Genomic DNA, 2,498 nt, shown 5'->3' with positions numbered 1-2,498 from the left:
GCGCATAAAGCAAGTAATGGACAGCGTCCCGCTTGATCTGAGATGATCCGGCGGGACGCTGTTGCGGTTCTCAAGGGTTAGTGGCACTTTGTCGTTTTTCAGTCTGTGATCTTCCGGTGCTTGTTGCACCACATGATTATTTTGTGTGATTTGAAATTTCCCTTGAAATACACCTTTATTACATAGGAATCACTTAAAATTGTTCCTTTATACTCATCTTAAAAACTGGATATTCAACCAATATCGCTATAAAATGGAGCTATAAATTGAAACTGTGTTTCGAACGATGAAAAAGGAGGGGTCTTATGCCTTTCAATTTCTCCGGGATTGACCACGTTCAATTGGCGGCTCCAGAGGGTTGTGAATCAGAAGCCAGAAGCTTTTTTGCCGGTATATTAGGTTGGAGGGAACTCCGAAAGCCTGAAAACCTAAGAAAACGTGGTGGTGTTTGGTTCCAATGTGGAACTCACCAAGTACACATTGGAGTCCAAAAGGACTTTGTCCCCGCTACAAAAGCTCACCCCGCATTTCATGTAGAGAATATTGATTCATTGCGAGAATATTTACTGCAAAAGAGTATCCAAGTGATTGATGACGATGCACGTTCTGATGAAGGTGTAACACGCTTCTATTTAAATGACCCGTTTGGAAATCGGCTTGAATTTTTGGAGTGGCACTAATTTTAAGGCTGCAAGCTATCTGCTAATGTCTTTCTCTCAATTCGATCCAGTAATACGATTAACCTGTTCATTGATCCGTTTATCAGCTGTAGTTCAATTTTATATGATTATCACCGTGATTAAATGAATCTACTCGCCGTTTAAAACGGGATTCTAACGTCTGGCTGAAGATCTGTATTGGGCTGATTAGCATCATGGCATGATACATAGGACGAAGAGATGAAAGTAATTAGCTGAGGGCTGCAGAGGAGAGGGAGGCGGGTGGAGCTGGCAATGAAATGGGGGATTCAGATGCTTGATTTATGCACCGCTTGTCCCCATTTCATTGCCTGGCTGATTCTGTAGATCGGATTATGTGCGCGGATGAGCAGGTGTTAGCTGTGCAATAGCAGACATGACTTTCTCATAGACGGCTTCCACTAGCGGCATATGCTCTTGATTTAACGTAGGCAATGGCGCCCTTACCTCGCCGCAATCGATGCCGCGGCGTCTCACTAGCTCCTTTAATGCGGCGTAGATGGGCAACTGCAACAAATCGGTAATGATATCGTTAATGCGGAATTGCAAGTTGCGGGCTTGTTCAAGCTGTCCGGAAGCGTACAGCTCCTCCAGCCTCACGAACAGCTCGGGCATAATGCCGTAAGTGCCGCCTATGGCGGCATCGGCCCCCATTATTCTTCCGGCCAGATACTGTTCATCGGGACCGTTGAACAGCAGGAAATCCTCGCCTCCGACCGTTTTGAACTGCTGCAGCTCATAACTGCTGGGAGAGGTAGTTTTCACGCCAATGATCTTCGGATTGCGCTTCAACTCGCGCAGCAGATTCGTCGTCAGACTGAATCCCGTCGTCGATGGTATATGATAAATGATGAATGGCAGGGAGGTGCTGTCTGCGATGCTGGACCAGTGCTTGCCGACGCTATCGGGGTTATATCCGTAGTAGAAAGGAGCGACCGCCGACAGCGCATCCGCTCCAGCCGATTCCGCATGAATCGCCAGCTTGATGCTGTCCCGCGTATTCAGCGCGCCAACATGCGCGATTACGCTAGCGGCTCCGCCGACTGCTTCGATGACCGCCTCCAGAATGGCCTGACGTTCTTCGATACTTTGCAGCAGGCCTTCCCCCGTGCTGCCTCCTACGTATAGTCCATTGACACCTTTGCTAATCAAGAAGCGGGCCAGCGCTTTCGCTGCCTCCGTATTGACTTCCCCATGGGCATCGTAGCAGGAGTTCATGGCTACGATCACACCTTTGAATCGTTCTTTTTGCTCGTTCGACATGGCATTGTGCCTCCCACTCATAATCAAAAAGTAAATATGTTATACACTTCTAGTTAGAAGTCGTTGATTAACGTTTGTTAAACGGCCGGCGATCGTGTGAATGCTGGCGATTAATCGTGATTGCTCACATCCCTCCCTATGTGATCACATTGTATACGGACTTTCGTACAAAAGAGTCGGATGCGCGCGTGAAAGGTTCGCCTTTGTACGATTTTTCGTACAAGGGTGTCCGGACGGTGCGCGAAAGGCTAGCCTTTGTACGATTTTTCGTACAAAGGAGGCCTGATGGAGCGAGAAAATAGCGTCTTTGTACGATTTTTCGTACAAAGGAGGCCTGATGGAGCGAGAAAACAGCGCCTTTGTACGATTTTTCGTACAAAGGAGGCCTGATGGAGCGAGAAAACAGCGCCTTTGTACGATTTTTCGTACAAAGGAGGCCTGATGGAGCGAGAAAATAGCGCCTTTGTACGATTTTTCGTACAAAGGAGGCCGGATGGTACGCGAAAATAGCGTCTTTGTACGATTTTTCGTACAAAG

The 2,498-nt window shown here is 47.6% G+C and carries 2 protein-coding genes; one reads left to right on the top strand and one right to left on the bottom strand.

Features of this window, described 5'->3' with window-relative positions; genetic code table 11:
- Window positions 1-305 precede the first annotated feature (305 nt).
- Window positions 306-680, top strand: coding sequence for a VOC family protein (locus M6D81_RS31315; protein ID WP_262681571.1), 375 nt, complete (start codon window positions 306-308; stop codon window positions 678-680).
- 351 nt (window positions 681-1,031) lie between these two features.
- On the opposite strand, the gene M6D81_RS31310 is transcribed toward M6D81_RS31315, so the two are convergent.
- Complete coding sequence (locus tag M6D81_RS31310; protein ID WP_262681569.1) at window positions 1,032-1,961, bottom strand: dihydrodipicolinate synthase family protein; 930 nt, start codon at window positions 1,959-1,961, stop codon at window positions 1,032-1,034.
- Window positions 1,962-2,498: the final 537 nt, after the last annotated feature.

Origin of the sequence: Paenibacillus sp. J5C2022 (genome assembly GCF_025567625.1) — a bacterium.
GTDB lineage: Bacteria > Bacillota > Bacilli > Paenibacillales > Paenibacillaceae > Pristimantibacillus.
The sequence above is the reverse complement of the archived record's forward strand: the minus strand, read 5'-3'. Positions and strand labels throughout refer to the sequence as shown.